This is a genomic window from Anaerolineaceae bacterium oral taxon 439 (assembly GCA_001717545.1).
In the GTDB taxonomy this organism is placed as follows: Bacteria; Chloroflexota; Anaerolineae; order Anaerolineales; family Anaerolineaceae; genus Flexilinea.
In genome coordinates, this window is the sequence record CP017039.1 from 2,233,841 (window position 1) to 2,256,997 (window position 23,157).

Genomic DNA, 23,157 nt, shown 5'->3' on the forward strand with positions numbered 1-23,157 from the left:
ATGACCGGGATTCGCCGCTGCGGAAAGTCCAGCCTGATGAAAAGAACGTGTTGCTGACGGGCTGCCTGAACCAGCTGGCTTCCATCAGATTTCCAGCCGGTTCAGGCAGCGCCATCGCCTCCTGACAGTTACCTTACGTCCAAAGAGCGGACGCCCGCTCGATCCCGCGGAAGCGGAAACGGAAGCGCATCGACGCGCCGGCGTCCAGCAGGTACTCCGGATGCGTGCGCGCGCCCCAGCTGTCATCCCCGCCGATCCCCATCTGGCCCAGCGCCGCCCGCACGTACGTATAATGAACCGGCGGCAACTCGAAATCGTGCCCCGCGTTCTCCAGCTCGTGCGGCGAATATGGGAGCGCCGAAAACTCCATTCCGTCAAACGTCTCGCTCGAAAAGATCAGCCCCTCCCCGTTCGGGCGCATTACCGCGGCGTACCGGACGTCCGTTTTATTTCCCGTCTCGCCCGGGATTGTGTATGCCGCGAGGTTCTCCACGACCCGATTCGAATACAGCCCGAGCTTCGCTCCCGCTTTTCGATCGCGGTATGTCTCGGCCGGGCCATTCCCGTACCAGCTGACCCGGTCCAAATCAGCGTCCAGCTTGAAAATCATGCCGAACTCGGGCATGTCGCCCAGCTCCGGGACCGGCTCGTAGGTCAGCGTCGTCTCGATCGTCCCTTCCCCGAAAACGCGGTATTCGACCTCGACGCAGGCCGCCGGGCGCGTCGGAAGGCGGTAAAGATACCGGATGACCGCCGCGTCGGCCTCGATCGTCAGCCGCGGCTCAAGGTCTCCCGCCGGATCTTCCGCGTCGCGATGTGACACGTAAAGCGACGCAATCTTCCACTGCGCGTACCGCTCGGGCATCCGGTTCCCCCGGTCGTTATCCGTCGGCGCACGCCAGAAATTCGGACGGACGATCCCCTTCAGCAGCTCCTTCCCGCCGTACCGGTACGAAACCAGCCCGCCATGATTCTTCGAAAACAACGCATCAAACGACAGCCCGCGCACACCGATATTCATCGTCCCGTCGATGACCTCGAACGCCCGCTTTTCCGCCGGAACCGTCGCCTTTCGGAAACCCGGGACCGCCCGCGCCAGGACCGGCGCAAAGCGGCGAAGCGTTTCCGCGTCAATCGTAAACGGAACGGACGGATCCCCGACGCGGAACGCCGCCTGGCCAAACGCGACTTCATATCCCTTCTCCGCCCAGCGTGTCGCCTTTCGCAGCCGGAGCGAAACCGTGACCACGTACTCGCCCGCCGCCAATCCCTCGGGAAGCCCGGTCGGGTACGACTCCGACGCGCCCGGGCCAACGGCGGTTTTCAGTTTACTCGACAGCAGGATCCGCCCCTCTTTTTCCAGCGTCAGAACGCAATCGAAATCTCCGCTGTCGCTGAATAAGCTCTTATTCTCAATTACGATAGCTTTTTTATCTACGCGAATTTTAAACGGTTGATACTGGAATTTGACCTCCTGCGTTTTCGGGGTCAGCTTCCGGTCAGCCGCGATCAGCCCGTTCGCACAGAAGTTAAAATCGGTCGGGAAATCGTCGAAATCCCCGCCCCAGCCGAGCGTCGCGTTCCCATAGCGGTCCTTTTTCCAGAGCGCCTGGTCCGCGAAGTCCCAGATAAAACCGCCCTGATAAAGCGGTTCCCGCTCCGTCAGCTCAATATACTTTCCCAGCGCGCCGCTCGAATTCCCCATCGCATGCGCATACTCGCAGGATAGATAAGGCTTTCCGCGGTTTTCCTTTAAATAAGCCTCGATCTCCGCCGCCGGAACGTACATCCGGCTGATCATGTCCGTCGTATCCGGATAACGCGGGTCCCAGGCCACCCCTTCATAATGCACCAGGCGGGCCGGATCGACTTCATGAAAATACTTCGACATCTCGTAAAAATTAACCCCGCCGAACGATTCGTTCCCCAGCGACCAGATCAGGATCGACGGGCGATTCTTGTCCCGCTCGTACATCGCCTTCGCCCGATTCAAAACGACGCCGAGCGCTTCGGGACGATCGCCGGGCAGGACCGTTCCCTCCGGGATCTGCCCGGTCGCGTACGCAAACCAGAGGCCATGCGACTCGATATTCGCTTCGTCAATGACATACAACCCGTATTCGTCGCAGAGCTCGTAAAACCGCGCCTGATTGGGATAATGGCAGGTACGGACGGCGTTGACGTTCAGCCGCTTCATCAGCACGATATCCTCGATCATCTCCGCTTCGGTAACGCTCCGTCCGTTGGTTGCCGAAAGCTCGTGCCGGTTGACGCCGTTAAAAACGATCCGCTTGCCGTTGAGCTTCATGATCCCGCCGCTGAGTTCGAAACGGCGAAAACCGACCCGCTCCGGGACGATCTCGATAATCTCGCCCGTTTCGTCTCGAAGAACGACCGTCAGCTCGTAAAGGTTCGGTTTTTCCGCCGACCAGAGCCGCGGCTTCTCGATCGGAATTCGGAACTCGGTCACCGCTTCGGCCGGACGGATCTCCGAAAGAACCGGGAACCTCTTGCGGCTGAAAACGACCTCCGCGGTTCCTGAAACCTCCGCCGCACCGCGGATTTCCAGCCGGACGCGAACCAGGCCGGAACGGTAATCGTCCGCTAACGAAGTCCGGATCTCGATATCGTCGACATGCAGCTTCGGGACAGTATACAGCGTCACGTCGCGGAAAATCCCGCTCAGCCGGAAGAAATCCTGATCCTCGAGCCAGCTTCCCGCCGACCATTTAAAAACCTGAACCGCTAATTTATTTTCGCCCTCGCGAACCGAATCGCTGACGTCGAACGCCGCGCCGGTAAACGAATCCGTCTTGTATCCGACGTACGTTCCGTTGAGCCAGACCGCGTACGCGCTCTCGACGCCGCCGAACGAAAGAAAAACCGGCCCGCCGCTCATCCGCGCCGGAAGCTCAAAATATTTTACATAGCTCGCGACCGGATTATAAATCGTCGGAATCTCGCCCGGAAGAATCGCCTCGCGCCCGTCCCAGGGATACTGAATATTCGTGTACATCGGACGATCGTACCCTTCCAGCTGGATCGAGGCGGGAACGCGTATCTCGTCCCACTTCCGGCAGTCGTACGCCGGCGATTCGAAACCGCGGACCGCCGATTCATAATTTTCCGCGTAAGAAAATTTCCAATATCCGTTCAGCGACTCGCTGAGCCCCGTCGTCCGGTTCCGGAACTCCGCCTCGGACGCGTAGAACCGGTGCGCCGAACGCGGCGGGAGCGTATTTTCCGAATAAAGCGAACCGTCTTTTACCTTTGCGTAATCAAACTCTTTTTCTGCCATGCGTACCGACTCCTTCATGCTGCGATATACCTGATTTTATCCAGTTCCATAAAATATGCGTCTTTTTCAGCCTGTCTCAAAGAATTCAGGATTCCTGCGGTATGACGTTCGTAACTTTATACGCGAAGAAAAAGTGATGAATGTCATTTTTTCAAGAATAGGGGTAACAGACGCCGTTTTTTTCTCGTTTTCCGCCTATACATAGCGATGTTTTGTACTGAAACAATTTCAGAGGCGTTTCAAGCTTTTTGACAACTCGTCTGAAAAACGGTAGGATTAAGATGTTCAGAGTTAACTGAACATCTTATCAGCCCACTCATAAAACAGGAGGAAAAAACGTGAAGAAATTCTTATCAGCATTCATAGCACTTATCATAGTCCTGTCGCTTTCCGGAGCCGTTTTCGCCGCTGACAAACCCGTGATCGGTGTCCTGATCTACAAATACGACGACACGTACATCTCAACCGTCCGCAACGCAATCGAGAAGTACGGCGCCGACGTCCTCGATATTACGATGCAGGACGGTAAAGGCGATCAGGCGACTCAGAACGACCAGGTCGACGTATTTATCGCCAAGGGCGTCGACGCGCTCGTCGTCAACATGGTTGACGCCGCCGCCGCGCAGGGCGTCGTTGATAAAGCGAAAGACGCCGGGATCCCGGTCGTTTTCTTCAACCGCGAACCCGCCGCCGACGTTCTCAAGTCCTACGATAAAGCCATCTTTATCGGCACCAACGCGGCCGACGCCGGCATCATGCAGGGCGAACTGATCGCCAAGATCTGGGGCGACGGATCAGCCTATGACCTGAATAAAGACGGCGTAATTCAGTACCTGATGTTCCAGGGGGAACCGGACAATCCGGAAGCAATCGCCCGGACCGACTATTCCGTCAAGACAGCGGAAGAGCTCGGGCTCAAGATGGAGCCTGCGAACGAAATTATCGTCTGCAACTGGGATACCGCCTGCGCGCAGTCGTCGATGGAACCGATTATCAACAAGGGAACCAACGTTGAGTTCATTATCGCCAACAACGACGGTATGGCCGAAGGCGTTATCAACGCCCTCGTCGCTGACGGCAAAAACACCGGCGAAGAAGGGGACCCGGTCATCCCGGTCGTCGGCGTCGACGCGACCGACGCGGCGATCGAACTGATCACCAAGGGTAAGATGGCCGCGACCGTCAAGCAGGACGGAGACGCGATGGGGAAAGCGATCGTTGAAATCACCCTCAACGTCGCCGCCGGAAAAGATCCGCTCGACGGGACCGATTATAAATTCGACGACAGCGGCGTCGCCGTCCGTATCCCCTACGTGCCGTTCGATATCGAAAGCGTGGGGAAATAATTTTTCCTGCTATTCGATCGAATCATCATCAAGAACATACACCGGGGTGCTCTGCTCCGGTGTATGTTTAACAGAGAAAGGAGCCCCATTGATGTCTGAATATATCCTGGAAATGACCGATATCGATAAAACCTTTCCCGGGGTCAAAGCCTTAAATCATGCGCAGCTCAACGTCCGTCCCGGAACCGTCCATGCGTTGATGGGGGAAAACGGCGCCGGTAAATCCACCTTAATGAAGTGCCTCTTCGGCGTTTATATCGAAGACAGCGGAGAAATTCGAATCGACGGGAAGTCGGTCCGCTTCACCAACCCCAAGCAGGCGCTCGACAACGGCGTCGCCATGGTTCATCAGGAGCTCAATCAGGTCCTGCAGCGATCCGTCATGGAAAATATCTGGTTAGGCCGCTTCCCGCTGAAGTTCGGCCTCGTGGATCATGACAAAATGCTTTCCGAAACGAAGCGCGTCTTCGAAGACCTCGATATCCGTGTGAATCCGGCGATGACGATCGGAAAGCTATCCGTCGCTCAGCGACAGATGGTCGAGATCGCCAAAGCCGTATCCTATAACGCCCGGATCCTCGTTCTCGACGAACCGACCTCGTCCCTGACGGAACAGGAAGTCGACCACCTCTTCCGAATTATTGCCAAACTCCGCACGCAGGGGATCGGAATTATCTATATTTCGCATAAAATGGAGGAAATCCTCCGGATCTCAGACGAAGTCACGATCATGCGCGACGGACAGTGGGTCGCGACCCGCGACGCCAAATCGCTCAGCACCGACGAGATTATCCAGCTGATGGTCGGACGCGAATTGACCAACCGCTATCCGCAGAAAACCAACGCCCCCGGCGAAACGATCCTCAACGTCGTCAGCCTGACCGGCAAATACCAACCGACCTGCACGGACGTTACGTTCGACCTCCGCAAAGGCGAAGTCCTCGGGATCGCCGGTCTCGTCGGCTCCCGTCGGACCGAACTCCTCGAAACGATTTTCGGTATCCGGACGCGCGAATCCGGCGAAATAACCCTTTACGATACGAACGGGCTCGGGAAAAAAGTCTGGAATAAAGACTCAAATCAGGCAATCCGCAACGGCTTCGCGCTCATTACCGAAGAACGGCGCGCGACCGGTATTTTCGGCGGGCTCAGCGTTTCCTTCAACTCCATCATCGCGAACATCAAAAACTACGCGAAAGGATTCCTCCTTTCGAATAAATCAATCGGGAAGGACACCCAATGGGTCATCGACGCAATGAACGTCAAGACCCCGTCGCAGTACACCCATATCCGCGACCTCTCCGGCGGCAATCAGCAGAAGGTCATTATCGGCCGCTGGCTGCTGACCAATCCGGAAATCCTGCTGCTCGACGAACCGACGCGCGGAATCGACGTCGGCGCGAAGTACGAAATCTACCAGCTAATCCTCAATCTCGCGAACGACGGGAAAGGAATTATCATGGTTTCGTCAGAGATGCCCGAGCTGCTCGGGATCTGCGACCGGATCGCCGTGCTGTCGAATGGGATCCTCGCCGGGATTCTCGATCGGGAAGAAGCGACGCAGGAAAAAATCCTCGCGCTCGCGGCAAAATACATTTAACCAAAAGGGGAGCTCTCCATGGAAAAAACCAAAGCTTTTATACTTAATTACGCCTTGTATATCATCCTGGGCGTCCTCATCGTCATCGTTATTATCATTGAGCCATCATTCCTGAACGCGCGGAACTTCCTGAAAATCCTGGAACAGGCGTCCACCCGCGGGATTCTCGCCCTGGGCGTCGCCGGGCTGATCGTTCTCGCCGGGACCGACCTCTCCGCGGGGCGTATCCTCGGGACCTGCGCCGCGATCTCCGCGTCCATGCTGCAATCCGTCACCTATGGCTCGCGCATGTACCCGCAGTTCGAATCGATCCAGACGCTCTGGGTTCCTTTCCTGATCGCCTTTTTAGTCGGAATCGCCGCCGCGATCCTGATCCAGTATCTTCTCAAATCGCCGCTCGGATTCCTCCTCCCGATCATCGCCGTAACCGTGCTGGGGATATACTACCTGACGCAGCGGCAGATCGTCCCGGTCTGGCTCCCGCTGATCTTCTCGATCATGATCGGTACCGTCTTCGGCCTGATCAACGGCTTCGGCGTCGCCAAGCTTCACCTGCACGCGTTTATTATCACGCTGGGGACCCAGCTGATCGCCTACGGCACGACCTGTATTTATATCGACAGTCAGAAAGGCGGCGCGCAGCCGCTCTCCTCGCTCGACAGTCAGTACTCCAGAATCGTCACCGGAAAAATCCAGCTCGGGAATACGCTTTATATCCCCTATCTCGTGATCTACTTCGCGATCGCCGCCTTCGTGCTGCATATCATCTGGACCCGCACCACGATCGGAAAGAACATGTTCGCGATCGGCGGCAATACGGAAGCGGCGGAAGTTTCCGGCGTCAATATCTCCCGCTCAATTCTATATGTCTACCTGATTTCCGGGGTCCTTTACGGAATCGCCTCGTACCTCGAAGCGGCGCGCGTCGGTTCGGTCACGACCCAGACCGGTTTGAACTATGAACTGGACGCGATTTCCGGCTGCGTGATCGGCGGCGTATCCTTTACCGGAGGCGTCGGGACGATTCCCGGCGTTGTCATCGGCGTTATTATTCTTCAGGTCATCAACTACGCGCTCTACTATCTCGGCGTTAACGCCTATCTCCAATACATCATCAAGGGCCTGATTATCATTCTGGCCGTCTCGATCGACGTTCGGAAATACCTGAAGAAGAAATAAACCGAAAAGAGACTCGGGACAACAAAGGAAAGGGAGCCAAACCGCATGGATCAGCAAAAAGAACCGCGAACGCCGGAAACGGAAGATCGAAAAAGACCGCTGCGCAGCCGGCTATACGATAAACTTCCGGTAACCGTCGCCATGATGGATAAAATCATTATCGGCGTTGCCGCGTTGATCCTGATCCTGATCCTCGTCGGCATCCTGACCTGAGAAACGGAAATCGGCCGCGCTGAAACGGAAACGCGCGCCGGCCAGAACGCAAAAACCTTCCCCTGCAAAAATCGGGAAGGTTTTTTATCGGTTAATCCGCTGTCATCCGCGATTCGGTCCCGATTCGGAAGGACAAGGCGGAGCGGGAGGATTTCGCCCGGCTTATTGGACAACGCCGCGTCTGGACGGCTGTTTACCGAGATACGCCTCGCGAATCTCCGCGTTCTGCGCCAGCTCGCGCCCGGGGCCATGCATCGTAATCTTCCCGGTCTCCAGGACGTACGCGTAATCCGCCGTGCGCAGCGCCATATTCGCGTTCTGCTCAACCAAAAGGATCGTCACGCCCATTTCGTTAATCCGCTTAATAATCGCGAAAATCCCCTGAACGACCTTCGGCGCCAGTCCTAACGACGGCTCGTCCATCATGACCATCTTCGGCCGGCTCATCAACGCGCGCCCGACAGCCAGCATCTGCTGTTCTCCGCCGGAAAGCGTCCCGGCCGATTGCCAGCTGCGCTCCTTCAATCGCGGAAAAAGATCGTAGACCCAATCCAGATCCCTCCTGATTTCCGCGGCGTCGGTCCTTAAGTACGCCCCGATTTTCAGGTTCTCCAAGACCGACATACTCGCGAAAATCCGCCGTCCTTCGGGAACCGTCGCAATTCCGGCGGCGATCGTTTTATGCGTCGGCTGGTTCGTAATATCGTTCCCGTCAAAGATAATTTTTCCGCTCCTGACCCGGACCAGTCCGACCGAAGAACGGAGCGTCGTACTCTTTCCCGCGCCGTTCGCCCCGATCAGCGTTACGATCCTGCCTTCGGGGACCTCGAACGAAATTCCGCGGAGCGCCTGGATCCCGCCATACGCGACTTCGAGATTTTCAACTTTAAGCATCCTCCACCCCCAGATAAGCCGCGATAACATGTTCATTTTCCTGAATTTCAGACGGAATTCCTTCCGCGATCTTGCGTCCGAAATCGAGAACGTAAATCCGGTCGGAAATATCCATGACAAGAGTCATATGATGTTCAATCAGGAAAACGGTCAGGTTGAAATCTTCCTTCGTCTTTTTAATAAACGCCGAAAGTTCGTCCGTTTCCTGCGGATTCATTCCCGCCGCCGGCTCGTCCAGCAGCAGGAAGCGCGGTTTCGTCGCCAACGCCCGCGCGATCTCGATTCGCCGCTGCTGACCGTAGGGAAGCGACGACGCAATTTTATCTTTAACATGGTACAGCCCCTGCATCTCCAGCAGCGCGGCCGCCTCCTCGCGCATCCGCTTTTCCTCGGCAAAATTCAACCGCAGCGCCGCCATAAAGAAGTTACTCGCCAGGTGCAAATGCATTGCCGCCAGAACGTTATCAAAAACAGTCAGATGCTTAAACAGGCGGATATTCTGGAACGTCCGAGCCATACCCAATCTGGTAATCTGATCCGGCGTTTTCCGAACGACGTCGCTGCAAATCTGGTTGGGATCGCCCTGGTACAGCCTGCGCATTTTTCCCTGCGGACGATTCGCGACCATCAGCTCCCCGTCGAAGAAAACGCGGCCGTTCGTCGGCTCGTAAACGCCGGTAATAAAGTTGAACGCGGTCGTCTTCCCCGCGCCGTTCGGCCCGATCAGCGCCACGATCTCGTTCGGAAAAACCTCCATCGAGAAGTTATCGACGGCGACGACCCCGCCGAATTGCATCGTACAATTTTCTACACGCAAAATTGGCGCGGCGTTATTTGTCATGCGAACCTCCCTGCCCCCGCGCCTCAGTCCGTTTCGGAAGCAGGCGGTTCAGGAGCCCCGCGGCTGCGTCCCAACTGAACTCCCGGTCGCCCATGATCCCCTTCCGGTAAAAGAGAACAACGATCATCAAAAGAACCGAAAAAATAACCATCCGGAATCCCGGCCGGAAAAGCGGAACGCTCACGCCCGCGATCGCCAGCGGCTCGTCAAAAAAGCGCAGGAATTCACGTCCGCCGGTAACCAGGAACGACGCCAGGACCGAGCCGCTGACCGACCCCATCCCCCCCAGCACGACGATCAGCAGAATATCGTACGTCAGCGTCACGCGGAACGTTCCGGAATCGATCGACCCCATAAACATCGCCAGCAATCCGCCCGCCACGCCGGTAAAAAACGAACTGATCACGAAGGATAATTCTTTATGCCTGAAAAGATTGATCCCCATCGCTTCAGCGGCGATCTCGTCCTCGCGAATCGCCAGGAACGCTCTGCCGTATGAGCTGCGTAAAATCAGGACCATCAGGAAAATACAGATTCCCGCCAGAATAAACGGCGTAAAAATCGTATCGAAGCGAAGGATTTTCTTCAATCCATAGGACCCGTTCGTAATCGTGTCCATCTGCGGACTGGCGATAACCGCGCGGATAATCTCGGCGAACCCCAGCGTCGCAATCGCCAGATAATCCGAACGCAGCTTTAAGATCAGTACCCCGATCAGCGCCGCAATCGCCGCGGCGAGCAGCCCGCCGATCAGCAGCGCGATCAGATAATGCACTTCAACGTTCGCGAGCCACGGGGCAATTCCACTGATATAGTAGACATTCGGACGGGCCGCAACCGGAATCGTCAGCACGCCAACGATATAAGCGCCAATCGCCATGAACCCGGCCTGCCCTAACGAAAAGAGACCGGTGAACCCGTTCATCAGGTTCATCGCCACGGCGACAATCGCGTAAATCGCCGACCGTTCGAGAATCGTAATCACATAACCGTTTCCGCGTGGGTCCTGCTCCAGCGTGTAAAACCAGACCGCCAGCAGCGCCATGACAAGAACCGTGAGAATTATTTTTGAAAGGTTGTTCAGTCGGATCATACCTTCTCCGTAATTGCTTCGCCGAAAAGACCCGTCGGCTTGAAAAGCAGCATCAAAACCAGAATGACAAAGGTGAACGCGTCGCTGAAGGTTGAGAACCCCGCCGCGACCATGAACGTTTCGCCCAGACCTAAAATAAATCCCCCGATCATCGCGCCCGGAATACTCCCGATTCCGCCCAGAACCGCCGCCACGAAGCATTTCAACCCCGGAAGCGAACCGCTGAACGGATTCACGGACATCCGGTCGGTAAAGTACAGGATCGAGCCGACCCCTGCCAGGAGGGAACCGATCGCGAACGTCGCGCTGATCACACTGTTCAGCTGCACCCCCATCAGTTTCGCGGTCTCGAAATCGGTCGCGACAGCGCGCATTGCCATCCCGATCTTCGTATGATTGATCAGCTGAACCAACGCCCAAACCAGGATCACCGTGATTACCGGCGTAATAAACGTCACGAGCGACGACGACAGCGTTCCGATCTGAAAAACCCGCTTCAGTATTGGAATCTCCGGATATCCACGCGGCAGCGCAGTAAACAGGTAAGTCGCCAGATTTTGAAGCAGGTACGATACGCCGATCGCCGAAATCATAATCGACATCCGCGGCGCAGATCGCAGCGGACTATACGCAAACCGTTCAATAACGACGCCCAAAACGGCCGTCCCGACTAATACCACCGGCAACGCTAATTGCCAGGGCATCGCCGCGATCGAAAAAATCATGAAATACCCGGCCATCATGAAAATCTCGCCATGCGCAAAATTAATCAGGCGCAGCACCCCATAAACCATCGTGTATCCGATCGCGATCAGCGCGTAGGCGCCGCCCAACGATATCCCCGCTAAAGTATGTTGAAGTACGGTTTCTAAACTCATAAAATATAACTCCCGCTCAATTAAGCTCGGGCGCGCCGCCCGCCGCAGAAGCGTCCAAGACCGTTATCCTTCTCGAACGGCGCGGAACGATAAGACAAATAAGGCGCCGGTTTTACGTCTTCGGCGCCTTACAATTTCCTGAATCCTTCCGGCGCTTCAGAAGCACAATCCGTCTGATCTGGTACGTGCCTGAAGCTGGAGAACCAGACTCAGACAAAGCTTATTCCGCAACAGTAACGGTCTGCAGGAACTTGAATTTTCCGTCCTCGATAACCTTAATAAACGCCATATCCTTGATCGCATCGCCATTTTCGTCGAAAGCGATTTTACCGGTTACAGCCTCGAATTCAAGTTCCGTCAGCGCGTCGCGAATCGCGACCGGATCGACCGAATCCGCCTGCTCCATCGCGCGGTACAGCGCCAGATAGGCGTCGTAGCTAAGCGCGGCAACCGCCGGAATAATTTCGGGCTGTCCGTTTTCAACAAGAAACGGCTTGAATCCCTCGACGAATTTCCTCGCCTCCTCGGTTTCCGGAGCCGCGTCGTCGAAGAACGTCGAGACGACGACGCCTTCCGCGTCAGCCCCGGCGTTATCGATAATCGTCGCGTTCTCCCAGGTATCGCCGCCCATGATCTGCGCCGTAATCCCCAATTCTCGCGCCTGTTTAATAATCAACGACGCGGTCACGATCGACGACGGCGCGAAAATAACGTCCGGATCGGCGGCTTTAATATTGCCAAGGATGGCCTTGAAGTCGGTCTGATTCGTCTGGAACTGCTCCTGCGCGACGATTCCGTCTTCGCCGGCGAGCGCGACGAACGCGTTCGTGAAGAAGCTCCCCAGCCCGGACGAATAGTCGTCGCCCAGCTGCGTAATAACCGCGGCTTTCTTCGCGCCGTTCTGGAACGCGTAGTTTGCCATGACCGTACCTTGGAACGGATCGAGGAAAGCGACGCGGAAATAAAAATCGTTTCCGAACGTAACCTGCGGATTCGTACAGGAAGCGCCCATCGCCGGGATCATCGCATCAGCGAAAATCTCGCCCGCCGCGATCGAAACGCCCGAACCGTAAGAACCGACGACCGCGGTAACGTTCTTACTGACCAGGTTCTGCGCAGCGGTTACCGCCTCGGTCTTATCGCTCTTATTATCAACTTCAAACAGGTTGATTTTATAAGTTTTACCGCCGACCGTAATCTCCGGATAAACCTGATTCGCGTATCGGACGCCGAGAACCTCCTGGAAACCGCCGCCGCCGTTTTCGCCCGTAACCGGTTCGAAAACGCCGATTGTAATTTCGCCGTCTACCTGCGCATACGCAAACCCGACAGCAGCCAATAAAGAAACAGCAAGCAACAGCGACAATGCAATAATCTTCTTCATCAGAACCTCCATCAATATAAAGTTGTACACGAGATTTACTTTTGCATTATAGCACATCCTTTTTTCATCCTGCAACAGGAAAACTGTAAAGGATCTGCGTTTCAAATTTCAATGTGAGTTGTCAAGGGTCACATACCCTTGTCATAAAATCCTGCGGCAGAGCGCGAAATCGCCGCCGTCCTACAGTAAAGTTAACACATGGACCAACGCGAAGCCTCAGCGATCAACATTACGAAAACGGCGAACGGCATGACTCGCCGCACTTGCGTTTTAACCTCCTGAGGCGTTCGCAAACTTAATCCTGGATCGGAAAAAGTTGAAACTGCCTCTCGGGGCAGTTTTTCTTTGAGCGGTTCGAATCCCGAATACTCTATCGTTGAAAGGAAACATCACACATGCAGTCTCAGTCTATCCACAAAATCCCTGTCGCTGTCCTGGCCGCAACCGGTTCCGTCGGTCAGCGTTTTATCAGCCTGTTAGCGAATCATCCCTGGTTCGAAGTCGCGGAAATTACGGCTTCGGACCGTTCCGTCGGCCAACGCTACGAAGACGCCTGCCATTGGCTGCTGCCTGAACCGATGCCCGAGAGGGTCGGAAAGATGGTCCTGCTCCCAACGGAAGCTTCCGCGCTGACGCGGTCAAAAATCGCGTTTTCCGCGCTTCCCGCCGACGTCGCGAAAACGGTCGAATCCGACGCCGCGAAAGCCGGCCTGTACGTCTGCTCCAATGCGTCCGCGTACCGGAAGGATCCGCTCGTTCCGATCCTCGTTCCGGAAGCGAACCCGGATCATATCGGTATTCTCAACGTTCAGCAGAAAGAATACGGCTGGAGCGGCGGGATCCTGACGAATCCAAACTGCACGACGACCGGGTTCGTCGTCCCGCTGACAGCGATCGATCGAAAATTCGGACTGGAACGCGCGATCGTTTTTTCGATGCAGGCGATTTCAGGCGCGGGCTATCCCGGCATCCCATCCATGGATATCCTCGGCAACGTCATTCCGTATATCGGCGGCGAGGAAGAAAAACTCGAATATGAACCGGCGAAGATTATGGGCACGTTCGACGGAGCGCAGATTCATCAGCATCCCTTTAAAGTCTCGGCGCATACCAACCGGGTCGCCGTCGTCGACGCGCATACAATCTGCATTTCGTTCGAACTGCGCGAAAAAGCGTCGGTACCGGCGCTGATCGAGGCGCTCGAAAGCTTCGAATACAGCCCGCTTCTTCAGGGACTCCCCTCGCTGCCTGAGAAGGCGATCGTCTATCATCGCGAACCCAACCGGCCGCAGCCGCGCCTCGACCGCGGGCTCTACGGCGGGATGGCGTCGCATGCCGGACGGCTGCGCCCCTGTTCCATTTTCGACTATCGCATGGTAACCTTATCTCATAACACAATCAAAGGGGCGGCTGGCGGGTCGATCGTCAACGCCGAACTGTTAGCCCGGACAAAATTTGGAATGTAAAGGAAGAAACGAATGAAAAATGTAAGAATCGGTATGATCGGTTTCGGGAACGTCGGCCAGGGCTTCGTTCAGGTCATTGCGCAGAAACGCGAACTGTTGCGCGGCGAGTATGGGATTAATCCCCTGATTACCGCGATTTCGGATAAAGTCAAAGGATCGCTCCGGAACGACGACGGCCTCGATCTCGGCCTCCTCCAAAAGGTTCCGGTCAGCTTCGCGGATTTCGAAACGAACGAAATCGTCGGCTGGGATGCGCCCGAGATGATCGCCGAATCGCGATCGGACGTCATTCTCGAACTATCGATCGCGAATTATGAAACGGGCGAACCGGCGCTCTCATACATGACGCAGGCGCTCAACGCCGGGAAATCCGTCATCACCAGCAACAAAGGACCGATTGCCTTAAGCTATCGATCGCTGAACGGTCTTGCGCAGAAAAACGGCGTCGGGCTGGGGATCGAAGGAACCGTCATGAGCGGGACGCCGGCGATCCGCGTCGGGAAAGAGCTCCTCTATTCGGCCGGGATAACCGCCGTGCGCGGTATCTTTAACGGAACCTGCAACTATATTCTCAGCGAAATGAAGAGCGGACGCTCCTTCGAAGAAGCCTTATCCCTGGCGCAGAAGCTCGGTTTTGCAGAGGCCGACCCGACGCTCGATATCAGCGGCATGGATACCGCGATGAAAATCGCGATCCTATCCGAAGTTCTTTTCGGCGAACGGATCGTCCCAACGGAGATCCCCGTTACCGGAATTTCCGACCTGACGACCGAAGATATCCGCGAAGCCGCCGACCAGAAATGCGTTCGGAAGCTGATCGGAACGATCCAAACAACGAACGACCGTCCGGAACTTTCGGTTAAACCGGTCTTGCTTCCGTTTAACGATCCGCTGGCGCAAATCAACGGCGCGATGAACGCAATTCAATTTGAAACCGACTTCCTCGGACAGGTCACGTTGATCGGTCCGGGGGCGGGCCGGCTGGAAACCGCCGACGGCCTGATCCAGGATCTGATCAGCCTCTTCCGGGAAAAATAACCGGGGAGCCAGATAAAATCATCATCGAGGACGGATACCCCTCCGTCCTCTTTTTCCATCCTGAAAACTCAAAGTCCCGCTCCGGTCAGCGCCGGAAGCCAGCGGGCGCGATCGAAAACGATCGGACAGGCGGCGAAGACGGACGCTGAAACCGACGCCATCCCGAAACCGAGGGCCAGCCCAAGCGCAAAGCCCGCCAACACGTCAGAAACATAATGCACCCCCGTGACGACCCGCGACAGGGTCATCAGCAGCGCCCAAATCCAGACCAGAACCGCCGCCCACCCGGGTAAGAACCCGCTCGCCAGCGCCGCGATCAAACCGCCGCGAACCGCATGCCCCGAAGGGAAAGCGTAGGGATCGAAACGACGGTAGACCGCGCCCCAGTCCCCCTTCGGCCGGGAACGCCCGATCAGCGCTTTCAGCCCCAGGACGAGAAACGCCGTGATCGCGGTCGACAACCCCAGATAAGCGAAATTGCGCTGCGCCGCGCCCCGGGAAAAGATCCAGCCGATCAGCAACAGCCCGCAAACCGTCCACGAATCGCCGCTCTGCGCCAGGAGCGCGGCGAAACGGAAGCTCATCGGCGCCGAGGCGAAACGGCGAAACCACGCCGCCAGCCGCGTATCGAGCGCCGATAACCTTTCTTTTACCGTCCGCAGCGGCAGCAGCATCAATTATTTACCATTGCAGGTTTAATACGCTCGACGCCAACGTCCATCCCTGACAGCCGGTCTTCGTCGAAACGCGGATCCAGAACGTGTAATCCCGCTCAATCGGTCCTTCGTAAACCGTCAGGATCGAACCATTCGCCGCGATGCATTCAAGCGTCTGATCCACGCCGGGATTTTTCAAAATGAAGATGCCTTCCCGCTGACCGGACTGAACGAAGCCATAAGACTGATCCGGGGACTCGGTCGGGACGAAAAGTCCGTCATACGGCGTCGCCGCCTGAGTGTCCATCGCGCAGCGGAATCCGATCATCGGACTGCTCTCCGTCGGCGAAAGATGTCCCCGGTTGGTAAGATGCTCCTGCGCATAGTTCGAAGCGAACGACGCGCCGCGGACGACTTTCTCGGTCCCATCCGCCGGTCCAACCGGATCCTTCTTCTCGCTGACGGCATAATACCCGGGATCATACCAATCCGATACCCATTCCGCAACGTTGCCCATCATGTCAACCACGCCGGAACTGCTCGCGCCCGAAGGATACCCGCTCCCAATCTCCGTATCGCCGGGAACACCGCTGGTATTCGCCTGATACGGGCGCGGAAGAAAATCGCCCCACGGGAATTTCCGGTATCCGTCGATCCCCATTCCGGCGCGTTCCCATTCCGCTTCGGTCGGAAGCCGCTTGCCGACGAATTCACAATAATTCTTCGCATCCTCCCAGGTCACGTTCACGACAGGATAGGCGCCATACGCATCGGAATAATAATTCTTCCGCGTCTGCGAACTCAACGACGTCGGCTCCGCGCATACCCCTGCCTCGACGCATTTTTTATACGCGCGGATCGTAACCTCATACTTATCAATCGAATATGCACTTAATTCAACCAGGTGAAGCGGCTTCGATTCCTCTCTCGCGTAATAATCAGCGTCCGGCGCGCCGATCGAATACTTCCCGGCCGGCATCTTCGCCATATTTTCCATCAACGCCGGATTGCCGGCCGCCGCGCCCTGCGCCATGACCGCCGTCGTCAGTATTAAAGCGCAGAGAACGCCTATCAAAGCCCATCCGTATCTATTTTCTTTATTCGTCATATTATTTATTTTCCTCCAACAAATGAATCCCAGCCAGCTTCTCGATTACGCGAAAAACCGCCGAATTGTCCAAAGCTCCGTCGCCGCACTGAATCATCGATTCGTACAGCTGCGCATCCAGCGCCGCCGAAGGAATCGGGATTCCATATTCCCGCGCTGTCTCGACAACAATTGTCAAATCCTTCGACATCATCTCGGACTTGAACCCGGGAGCCAATTCGCCGTTAAAAATCCGCTCCGGCTTCGTATCCAGCGTCCAGCACTGCGCAGCGCCGGCGCAAATTGCCTGTGTAACTTTCTCGGGATCAGCGCCGGCCTTCTTCGCGAACAGGAGCAGCTCGCCCATCGCGACCATCTGCGCAGCGACCATGATCTGATTCGCGCATTTGGCAATCTGACCGCAGCCGCTCCCTCCAATATAGGTTACTTTCTTCGCGAACGCGTTCAGCGCCGGAAACGCCGTTTCCAAAGCGTCCGGATCGCCGCCAACCATGACGGTTAACGTCCTGTTAATCGCGCCGAGCTGCCCGCCGCTGACCGGCGCGTCCAACGCCATGACCCCAACTTCAGCCAGTTCCGCGGCGACCTTTCGCGCGGAGCCCGGCTTGATCGTCGAGTTATCGATAAAAATCAACCCCGGATGCGCCCCTGCAAGGATCCCATCCGCGCCGAGGACGACCTCTTCAACCGTATCCGAATTCGGGACGTTGGTAAAAACGATATCAACGCGGCGCGCAACTTCCGCGGGACTGAACGCCTCCCCGGCCCCCTCCCGGACCAACTCACGAACCGCCTCGCGGCTGCGATTATGGACGATAACCGGGAAGCCGGCTTTCAGGAGATTCCGCGCCATCGCCTTCCCCATCAGCCCCAACCCGATATACCCGATTTTCATCGCCGTCATTCCAAATCCCTCAGCTTTCTTCATGTACGATCAGAAACGCAGGACGGTTCCGCCCCGCAAGTTGAACTTTCTCAAGCATTATTATAGGTCAACTTTCGCGATTCGGACCCAATCTTAACCTTAAGTTCCGCAGAATGCGCCGAAACGGACTGCCTCGGACGGAACCGGCTATCACGAATCGCCGATTTTACAGAATGGTTTCAAATTCCTTACACTATAATAGCATCAGCAAACCAGAACCAAAGAAACCGGGAGAACGCCATGGGATTTCATATCGTAACCGACAGCAACGCGGATTTATCCGCCGCGGACCGGGAAAGTTTTTCGGATTTCAGCTATCTTCACGTCCCTTATTTTATCAACGACGTCGAAGGCGACCCAGGAATCACGGGGCATGAATTTTTCGAAGCCATGCGCAACGGCGCGAACACCCGCACCGCGCAAATCAACCCGCCGACCTTCATCGCGCTCTATGAGGAACTGATCGCGGAAGGGAAACGCGAGTTCCTCAGTATAACGCTGTCCTCGAAGCTGTCCGGACTCTACGAATCCGCAGTGAACGCCGCGAATACCGTCATGAAAAAGCATCCTGACACAACGATTCTCGTCACAGATACAATCTCCGCGTCGATCGGCATGGGGCATCTCGTCAAATCAGCCGTCGAGGCGCGCGATCAGGGAAAATCGCTCAGCGAAACCCGCGACCTGATCGAAGCCCGGAAACACCGCATCTGCCACTGGTTTACCGTCGGAGACCTGACTTACCTGAAACGCAGCGGGCGCCTTTCCGCGGGCGCGGCATGGTTCGGAATGGCGCTCAACATCAAACCCGTCCTGCATATCGACTCAAGCGGGAAACTCGTCCCTGTCGAAAAGAAAATCGGCCGCGCCAAAGCCATCCAGCGCCTCATCGATCACTACAGCGAGACCGCTCTCAACCGGGAAAAGGGGATCGTTTACGTCCTGCATGCCGATATCCCCGAAGAAGCGAACAGCGTCAAAACGGCGATCGAAGCTCAAACCGGCACAAAAAACGTCATCCTGACGGAAATGGGGCCCGTTATCGGGTCTCACGTTGGTCCCGGGACGCTCGCGGTCATATTTTCAGGCACGGAACGGTAAGGAATCCTGCCCGGCGGACATGCAGGCAAGAATTATAAAGTACAATTATTGACAATATTAAACGTTTGGCGATTTTATCAGGAAAACGAAGAACCCCGCCAAATGAACCATAGTAGGAAAGGAAACCGACATGTCTTTCTATATCCTCGCTGACAACTGCAGCGATTTACCCGCATCGCGAAACACGACCTGTAAAGATTTTCAAATCCTGAATTTGAGCTTCTTTCTCGATAACGCGCCGGGAGACCCGACGATCCGCAGCGCAGACTTTTATAATAAGTTGCGCGCAGGTTCGATGTCACGGACGAGCCAGATCAACCCGCCTGAATTCGAAGATGTCTTCCGGAGAATCATCGCGCAGGGATATCACGAAATCCTCTACCTCGCGTTCAGCTCCGGACTCAGCGGAACGTATCATTCCAGTACCGTCGCGGCGCAGAATATCATGAAGGAGAATCCGAACGTCCGGATCCTGACCGTCGACACGCTCGCCGCCGCGCTCGGCGAAGGGCTGATCGTCGATAAGGCGGTCGAGGTCCGCGATCAGGGGAAGACAATCGACGAAGTCGCGCAATGGGTCGAAGAGAATAAGCTGAAAACCGCGCATTGGTTCACTGTCGACGATCTGAACTTCCTGAAACGCGGCGGACGGATTTCCGCCAGCGCCGCCTGGTTCGGGAGCGCGCTGAAAATCAAGCCCGTCCTGCATGTCGACAACAACGGCAAGCTCATCCCCATGGAGAAGAAGATCGGGCGGAAGAAATCGCTGGCGCGGATCGCCGAAATCGTCCGTGAAACCGCCGTCAACCCGGAAGATCAGACAATCTACATCGCTCACGGAGACTGCATCGACGATGTTGAGGAGACGAAAGAGATGATCCGAAAAGAAGCTGGAACGACGAAATTCTTCGTGAACGACCTCGGGCCTGTTATCGGGTCGCATTCAGGCCCCGGGACGCTCGCCGTTTTCTTCTTTGCGAAAGGCCGGTAAAGATTAAGATGGAGTCTGGTCCCGAGTGGGGCCAGACTTCGATTTGCTGTGATTTACCCCTATTTACTTCCACTAATGGAAAAATTCGTGTTTCTTCCTTTTAACACCGAAATAAAAGATATAGAAAGACTGGCTAATGTTATTTATTAAGTCTCTTAGATCAGGAAATGGATAAAAGTTGGCTATTTGTATATGAAGTCGTTCCTGTTGACAAACTTAGAGATGAATGGAAAAACATGAAAAAATTCGGTGTCTCTTTTATCAACAAAGAATTATCTGATAGGCTATTCCTCTGAATTCTCTTATCGACAATTTCAAGTTATTTATTTAAAAAAACACCGGCGCCTTCCGCTGAAGACGCCGGGCTCCCCCCTACCCCTCCGCACGCTCGCGTATCATCTCCCGCGCAGCGGCCATCGCAGCGTCCGCCTTCGACACGTCCTTCCCGCCGCCCTGAGCCATCGTCGGCCGGCCGCCGCCCTTCCCGCCGACCAGCGCCGTCATCCTCCGGATCAGCTCGTTCGCGCTCAGCCCGCGCTTCGCCAGCGCCTCGGAAACCGACGCGATAAATTGCACCTGCCCACCGAGTACCGTTCCCAATACCGTCACCGCGTTCTCATGCTCCGACTTGAAGCGGTCCGAAAGCTGCCGCAGGGCATCCATCTCCATCCCCGGAACCAGCATCATCAGCGTCGGGATCCCATGAATCTCCTCCGAACGCCCCTTCAGGTCCCCCAGCTTCTGAATCAGCGCGCTCCGCTTCACTGCGTCCAGCTCCTTCGCCAGCTCCTTCAGGTTCTGACGCGTCTCGACTGCGTGTTTGAGAAGATCCTCGCGGCTGACGTTAAACACGCGCGTCATCTCGTGGACCAACAGGTTCTGGACCCGGATAAACTCGATCGCGGCACGGCGCGTAATCGCCTCGATCCGACGGATCCCGGTCGCGACGCTGCCCTCGCTGAGAAGAATAAACGGCCCGATCTCCGCCGTATTGGAAACGTGCGTCCCGCCGCAGAGCTCCGCCGAAACCGGCGTCTCCCCGTCGAGAATCCGCAGCACGCGGACCCGATCGCCATATTTTTCGTTGAAAATCGCCATGACCCCTTCGTTCATCGCGTCGTCCAGATTCTCGATCGTCGTCATGACCGGATATCCGGCGAGGATATCCTGATTAACGATCCGTTCGATCTCCGAAAGCTCCTCCGCCGTCAGCGCGCGATTCGAATTAAAGTCAAAGCGGAGCCGGTCGGGCGCAACGAGCGAACCCGCCTGACGCGCCTGATCGCCGATAACCCGATGAAGCGCCGCGTGAAGAAGATGCGTCGCGGTATGATTCGCCTGAATATCGCGCCGCCGCTCCAGGTCGATTTCGACGACGGCCGCCTTCCCAGCCTCGACCGTCCCGGAAACGACCGTCCCGGAATGCAGTATCAGCCCGTTCAGCGGCCTTCGGACATCCTTCACCTCAAAGACGAACGACCCGTCCGCCGCCCGGATCGTCCCGGTATCGCTGACCTGCCCGCCCATCTCCAGATACAGATTCGTCGCGCCGACGATCAGCTCCGCATCCTCGCCCTCGCCAATCGCCGCATACGGCGCCCCGTCGGACAGCGCCAACAGCAGCGTCGTTTCCACCGGCTCGCGCTGATACGGATCATAGCGGACCCCCTCCGCCGGAAGCTTCCCGCCGGAAATCAGCTCATTCAGGTATACGCCGTACCGCTCGGCCTCCTCGCCGGTCATCTTCCCAATCGCCTTTCCCGCGCCGGAAGCGATCCGATGCGCCTCGGCGGCGGCCCGATAACCCTCGCGATCGACGTCGAACCCCTGATCGCGGACGAGATCGTAGGTAATCTCAATCGGAAGCCCATGCGTCGAGTACAGGTCAAAGCAGACCGCCCCGTCGATAACCGTCTTCCCCACGGCGCGCATCCCCGCCAGGATCTCGTTCAGCTGATGAATCCCGGCGTCGAGCGTCTTATTAAACCGCTCCTCTTCCGCGATCAGCCCTGAAAGAATCGCGTCACGCGACCGCCGCAGCTCCGGATAAGCGTCCTGATACGTTTCGATCATCGCTTCCGCGACCTTGTGCATGAACGGTTCGGTCAGGCCCAGCTGATGACCGAAGCGGACCGCGCGCCGGATAATCATGCGGCAGATATAATTTCGCCCGATATTCCCCGGAACGACCCCGTCGGCGATCAGGAACGACGCCGCCCGCGCATGGTCGCAGATCACGCGGTAAGGAGTGAAATTCGCCGCCATCTCCGCGTCGTCCGTCCCGGTCAGCCGCTGAATCGTTTCCAGCGCAGCTCTGAACAGGTCGGTCCGATAATTGGAATCGACGCCCTGAAGGATCGAGACGATCCGCTCGAACCCCATCCCCGTGTCGACGAACTTCTGCGTCAATGGGAGAAGCTCGTTCGGACCGACGCGGTTATACTGAATGAAAACCAGGTTCCAGAGCTCCAGAAACCGCGAACAATCGCCATTCACGGAACAGACGTGCCCGGGGATGTCCCGCTTATCGCAGTGATCCGGCCCCAGGTCGATATGAATCTCGGAACAGGGACCGCAGGGCCCCGTATCCGCCATCTCCCAGAAATTTTCCTTGCGCCCGAAATAGCGGACATGATCCGGATTCATCCCCGGCTGACGCTTCCAGATTTCGAACGCCTCCGCGTCGGCCTCGATCTCCCCGCGCTCGTCCTTGAAACAGGTCGCCCAAAGCTTGCTCCTGTCCAGCCCCCAGACCTCGGTCAGCAGCGTCCAGGCCCATTCGATCGCTTCCTTCTTGTAATAATCGCCGAAGGACCAGTTCCCCAGCATCTCGAAAAACGTATGGTGCGTATCGTCCCGGCCGACCTCGTCGAGATCATTATGCTTTCCCGCTACACGCATGCATTTCTGGCTGTCAGCGGCGCGTTTATACTCCCGCTTATCCGTTCCCAGAAAAACGTCCTTGAACTGAACCATGCCGGCGTTGGTAAACAGGATCGTCTGGTCGCCGACCGGAACGAGGGAGGAGGAGCGAACGGCGGTATGGCCCCGTTCGACGAAAAAATCAATGAATTGTTTTCGAATATCGTTGCCGGAAAGAATCGGATGCTTCATGTGTTGTATCGCCTCTTCATAAAGATGAACTA

At 56.4% G+C, this 23,157-nt stretch carries 18 protein-coding genes; 7 read left to right on the forward strand and 11 right to left on the reverse strand.

Annotation, left to right across the window (positions count from 1 at the left end):
- Nucleotides 1-133: 133 nt before the first annotated feature.
- Nucleotides 134-3,298: a beta-galactosidase gene (locus BEQ56_09925; GenBank protein ID AOH43764.1), complete on the reverse strand. Its 3,165-nt coding sequence runs from the start codon at nucleotides 3,296-3,298 to the stop codon at nucleotides 134-136.
- Nucleotides 3,299-3,636: 338 nt separating this feature from the next.
- On the opposite strand from BEQ56_09925, the gene BEQ56_09930 reads away from it, so the two are divergent.
- From BEQ56_09930 to BEQ56_09940, 3 genes are all read left to right on the forward strand, one after another.
- The gene (locus BEQ56_09930) at nucleotides 3,637-4,644 is read left to right on the forward strand and encodes a hypothetical protein (GenBank protein AOH43765.1); all 1,008 of its coding nucleotides are present in this window, start codon (nucleotides 3,637-3,639) and stop codon (nucleotides 4,642-4,644) included.
- A gap of 91 nt (nucleotides 4,645-4,735) precedes the next feature.
- The gene (locus tag BEQ56_09935) at nucleotides 4,736-6,244 is read left to right on the forward strand and encodes a galactose/methyl galactoside ABC transporter ATP-binding protein MglA (GenBank protein AOH43766.1); all 1,509 of its coding nucleotides are present in this window, start codon (nucleotides 4,736-4,738) and stop codon (nucleotides 6,242-6,244) included.
- Nucleotides 6,245-6,262: 18 nt separating this feature from the next.
- Nucleotides 6,263-7,423 (forward strand): beta-methylgalactoside transporter, encoded by a 1,161-nt coding sequence (locus BEQ56_09940; GenBank protein AOH43767.1) that lies wholly within the window; start codon nucleotides 6,263-6,265, stop codon nucleotides 7,421-7,423.
- A gap of 50 nt (nucleotides 7,424-7,473) precedes the next feature.
- On the opposite strand, the gene BEQ56_09945 is transcribed toward BEQ56_09940, so the two are convergent.
- The 6 genes from BEQ56_09945 to BEQ56_09970 form a co-directional block, all read right to left on the reverse strand.
- Nucleotides 7,474-7,809, reverse strand: coding sequence for a hypothetical protein (locus tag BEQ56_09945; GenBank protein ID AOH43768.1), 336 nt, complete (start codon nucleotides 7,807-7,809; stop codon nucleotides 7,474-7,476).
- Complete coding sequence (locus BEQ56_09950; GenBank protein AOH44500.1) at nucleotides 7,799-8,530, reverse strand: ABC transporter ATP-binding protein; 732 nt, start codon at nucleotides 8,528-8,530, stop codon at nucleotides 7,799-7,801. The genes BEQ56_09945 and BEQ56_09950 overlap by 11 nt, the downstream gene beginning before the upstream one ends.
- A complete protein-coding gene (locus tag BEQ56_09955; GenBank protein ID AOH43769.1) occupies nucleotides 8,523-9,371 on the reverse strand; it encodes an ABC transporter ATP-binding protein in 849 nt (282 codons plus the stop codon). Before BEQ56_09955 ends, BEQ56_09950 begins: the two co-directional genes overlap by 8 nt.
- Nucleotides 9,361-10,464, reverse strand: coding sequence for an ABC transporter permease (locus tag BEQ56_09960; GenBank protein ID AOH43770.1), 1,104 nt, complete (start codon nucleotides 10,462-10,464; stop codon nucleotides 9,361-9,363). Before BEQ56_09960 ends, BEQ56_09955 begins: the two co-directional genes overlap by 11 nt.
- On the reverse strand, nucleotides 10,461-11,342 hold the full coding sequence (locus tag BEQ56_09965) for an ABC transporter permease (protein ID AOH43771.1): 882 nt from the start codon (nucleotides 11,340-11,342) through the stop codon (nucleotides 10,461-10,463). The genes BEQ56_09960 and BEQ56_09965 overlap by 4 nt, the downstream gene beginning before the upstream one ends.
- Nucleotides 11,343-11,562: 220 nt before the next feature.
- Nucleotides 11,563-12,738, reverse strand: coding sequence for an amino acid ABC transporter substrate-binding protein (locus tag BEQ56_09970; protein AOH44501.1), 1,176 nt, complete (start codon nucleotides 12,736-12,738; stop codon nucleotides 11,563-11,565).
- Nucleotides 12,739-13,121: 383 nt separating this feature from the next.
- On the opposite strand from BEQ56_09970, the gene BEQ56_09975 reads away from it, so the two are divergent.
- A complete protein-coding gene (locus tag BEQ56_09975; GenBank protein ID AOH43772.1) occupies nucleotides 13,122-14,192 on the forward strand; it encodes an aspartate-semialdehyde dehydrogenase in 1,071 nt (356 codons plus the stop codon).
- A 12-nt stretch (nucleotides 14,193-14,204) separates the two neighbouring features.
- The gene (locus BEQ56_09980; protein AOH43773.1) at nucleotides 14,205-15,230 is read left to right on the forward strand and encodes a hypothetical protein; all 1,026 of its coding nucleotides are present in this window, start codon (nucleotides 14,205-14,207) and stop codon (nucleotides 15,228-15,230) included.
- A 68-nt stretch (nucleotides 15,231-15,298) separates the two neighbouring features.
- Here the strand turns inward: BEQ56_09980 and BEQ56_09985 are convergent, their stop codons facing one another.
- The 3 genes from BEQ56_09985 to BEQ56_09995 are packed head-to-tail and all read right to left on the reverse strand — an operon-like array spanning nucleotide 15,299 to nucleotide 17,889.
- Entirely contained in the window at nucleotides 15,299-15,904 is a 606-nt protein-coding gene (locus BEQ56_09985) for a hypothetical protein (GenBank protein AOH43774.1), read from the reverse strand.
- Nucleotides 15,905-15,911: 7 nt separating this feature from the next.
- Nucleotides 15,912-16,994, reverse strand: coding sequence for a hypothetical protein (locus tag BEQ56_09990; protein AOH43775.1), 1,083 nt, complete (start codon nucleotides 16,992-16,994; stop codon nucleotides 15,912-15,914).
- Nucleotide 16,995: 1 nt separating this feature from the next.
- The gene (locus tag BEQ56_09995; GenBank protein AOH44502.1) at nucleotides 16,996-17,889 is read right to left on the reverse strand and encodes a hypothetical protein; all 894 of its coding nucleotides are present in this window, start codon (nucleotides 17,887-17,889) and stop codon (nucleotides 16,996-16,998) included.
- Nucleotides 17,890-18,159: 270 nt separating this feature from the next.
- Here BEQ56_09995 and BEQ56_10000 point away from each other — a divergent pair, with 270 nt between their 5' ends.
- Both BEQ56_10000 and BEQ56_10005 read left to right on the forward strand, forming a co-directional pair.
- Complete coding sequence (locus BEQ56_10000) at nucleotides 18,160-19,020, forward strand: hypothetical protein (GenBank protein AOH43776.1); 861 nt, start codon at nucleotides 18,160-18,162, stop codon at nucleotides 19,018-19,020.
- Nucleotides 19,021-19,150: 130 nt separating this feature from the next.
- Nucleotides 19,151-20,011 (forward strand): hypothetical protein, encoded by an 861-nt coding sequence (locus BEQ56_10005; protein AOH43777.1) that lies wholly within the window; start codon nucleotides 19,151-19,153, stop codon nucleotides 20,009-20,011.
- A 372-nt stretch (nucleotides 20,012-20,383) separates the two neighbouring features.
- Here the strand turns inward: BEQ56_10005 and BEQ56_10010 are convergent, their stop codons facing one another.
- Nucleotides 20,384-23,125 (reverse strand): alanine--tRNA ligase, encoded by a 2,742-nt coding sequence (locus tag BEQ56_10010; GenBank protein AOH43778.1) that lies wholly within the window; start codon nucleotides 23,123-23,125, stop codon nucleotides 20,384-20,386.
- Between the last annotated feature and the right edge of the window lie 32 nt (nucleotides 23,126-23,157).

Coding starts and splice junctions, on each gene's coding strand:
- BEQ56_10010 (AOH43778.1), bottom strand. CDS start 23,125: ATGAAGCATCCGATTCTTTCCGGCAACGATATTCGAAAACAATTCATT.
- BEQ56_09965 (AOH43771.1), bottom strand. CDS start 11,342: ATGAGTTTAGAAACCGTACTTCAACATACTTTAGCGGGGATATCGTTG.
- BEQ56_10000 (AOH43776.1), top strand. CDS start 18,160: ATGGGATTTCATATCGTAACCGACAGCAACGCGGATTTATCCGCCGCG.
- BEQ56_09975 (AOH43772.1), top strand. CDS start 13,122: ATGCAGTCTCAGTCTATCCACAAAATCCCTGTCGCTGTCCTGGCCGCA.
- BEQ56_09985 (AOH43774.1), bottom strand. CDS start 15,904: ATGCTGCTGCCGCTGCGGACGGTAAAAGAAAGGTTATCGGCGCTCGAT.
- BEQ56_09925 (AOH43764.1), bottom strand. CDS start 3,298: ATGGCAGAAAAAGAGTTTGATTACGCAAAGGTAAAAGACGGTTCGCTT.
- BEQ56_09940 (AOH43767.1), top strand. CDS start 6,263: ATGGAAAAAACCAAAGCTTTTATACTTAATTACGCCTTGTATATCATC.
- BEQ56_09935 (AOH43766.1), top strand. CDS start 4,736: ATGTCTGAATATATCCTGGAAATGACCGATATCGATAAAACCTTTCCC.
- BEQ56_10005 (AOH43777.1), top strand. CDS start 19,151: ATGTCTTTCTATATCCTCGCTGACAACTGCAGCGATTTACCCGCATCG.
- BEQ56_09990 (AOH43775.1), bottom strand. CDS start 16,994: ATGACGAATAAAGAAAATAGATACGGATGGGCTTTGATAGGCGTTCTC.
- BEQ56_09970 (AOH44501.1), bottom strand. CDS start 12,738: ATGGAGGTTCTGATGAAGAAGATTATTGCATTGTCGCTGTTGCTTGCT.
- BEQ56_09995 (AOH44502.1), bottom strand. CDS start 17,889: ATGAAAATCGGGTATATCGGGTTGGGGCTGATGGGGAAGGCGATGGCG.
- BEQ56_09960 (AOH43770.1), bottom strand. CDS start 10,464: ATGATCCGACTGAACAACCTTTCAAAAATAATTCTCACGGTTCTTGTC.
- BEQ56_09955 (AOH43769.1), bottom strand. CDS start 9,371: ATGACAAATAACGCCGCGCCAATTTTGCGTGTAGAAAATTGTACGATG.
- BEQ56_09980 (AOH43773.1), top strand. CDS start 14,205: ATGAAAAATGTAAGAATCGGTATGATCGGTTTCGGGAACGTCGGCCAG.
- BEQ56_09950 (AOH44500.1), bottom strand. CDS start 8,530: ATGCTTAAAGTTGAAAATCTCGAAGTCGCGTATGGCGGGATCCAGGCG.